The organism is Methylobacterium sp. WL12 (assembly GCF_008039475.1).
In the GTDB taxonomy this organism is placed as follows: domain Bacteria; phylum Pseudomonadota; class Alphaproteobacteria; order Rhizobiales; family Beijerinckiaceae; genus Methylobacterium; species Methylobacterium cerastii.
Genome location: NZ_VRUW01000211.1, coordinates 1 through 1,313, shown reverse-complemented (window position 1 = coordinate 1,313; position 1,313 = coordinate 1). Strand labels below are relative to the sequence as shown.

Here is a 1,313-nt window from a genome sequence, read left to right as displayed (position 1 = left end):
TTGGGCCGGGACGATCAGGCTGCGAGGGTGGGCAGGCTGACGAGGGGATCATCGCCGATCGGGGCGATGCTTTCCAGGGTCATGTAGCGCGACCGCTGGACGGCCCATTCGTCATTCTGTTCGAGCAGGATCGCGCCGACGAGGCGGGTGATGGCAGCCTCGTTGGGGAAGATGCCGACCACCTCGGTCCGGCGCTTGATCTCGCCGTTCAGGCGCTCCAACGGATTGGTCGAGTGCAGCTTGACCCGGTGGGCGGCTGGGAAGCCCATATAGGCCAGCACGTCGGGCTCGGCAGCGTCCATCAGGGCGGCGAGCTTGGGCACCTTGGGGCGGAGCTGGTCGGCCACCCGCCGCCATTGCTGACGGGCCGCCTCGGCATCATCCTGGGCGAAGGCGGTGGCGATGAATGCCGACACGACGCGCCGCCCGCTGCGGCCGGCATGGGCGAGTACGTTCCTCATGAAGTGCACCCGGCAACGCTGCCAGGTGGCGTTCATCACCTTGACCACCGAGGCCTTGATGCCCTCGTGCGCATCCGAGATCACCAGCTTGACCCCTCGCAAACCGCGCCGGGCGAGCTTGCGCAGGAAGGCGGTCCAGAACGTCTCGGCCTCGGAGGGTCCGACGTCCATGCCCAACACCTCCCTTCGGCCGTCGCTGTTGACGCCGACCGCCACGATGACGGCGACTGAGACAATCCGGCCCTCGCTCCTAACCTTCACGTAGGTGGCGTCGATCCAGAGATACGGCCACTCGCCTTCGATGGGTCGGTCGAGGAACGCGCCGACCCGTTCGTCGATCTCCTGGCACAGGCGCGAGACCTGGCTTTTCGACACGCCCGTGCCGCCCATGGCCTGGACCAGATCATCCACCGAGCGGGTCGAGATGCCCTGGATGTAGGCCTCCTGGATCACCGCCGTCAGCGCCTTCTCCGCCATGCGACGCGGCTCCAGGAAGCCGGGGAAGTACGAGCCCTTGCGCAGCTTCGGGATGCGCAGTTCGACTGTGCCGGCGCGCGTCTGCCAGTCCCGGTCACGGTAGCCGTTGCGCTGGACCAGCCGCTCGGCGCTCTTCGCGCCGTGGGCCGCGCCGGTCAGGCCGCCCACCTCCAGCTCCATCAGTCGCTCGGCTGCAAAACCGATCATCTCACGCAGCAGATCGGCGTCGGCACTCTTCTCCATCAGCCCGCGCAGGGCCATGATCTCGTCGGTCATCGGGGGTCTCTCGGGTTCGGGGTTGGTCGTCGCAACCCGACCCTACCCGGCAACCGCCGATGACCACCCCTCAGCTACACCACCGCCTGGGACACGACC

Annotated in this window: 1 protein-coding gene; it reads right to left on the bottom strand. The window is 67.6% G+C overall.

Annotated features, from left to right (window positions below; genetic code table 11):
* Positions 1-14: 14 nt before the first annotated feature.
* Positions 15-1,214, bottom strand: coding sequence for an IS256 family transposase (locus tag FV226_RS27535; protein WP_147765407.1), 1,200 nt, complete (start codon positions 1,212-1,214; stop codon positions 15-17).
* Positions 1,215-1,313: the final 99 nt, after the last annotated feature.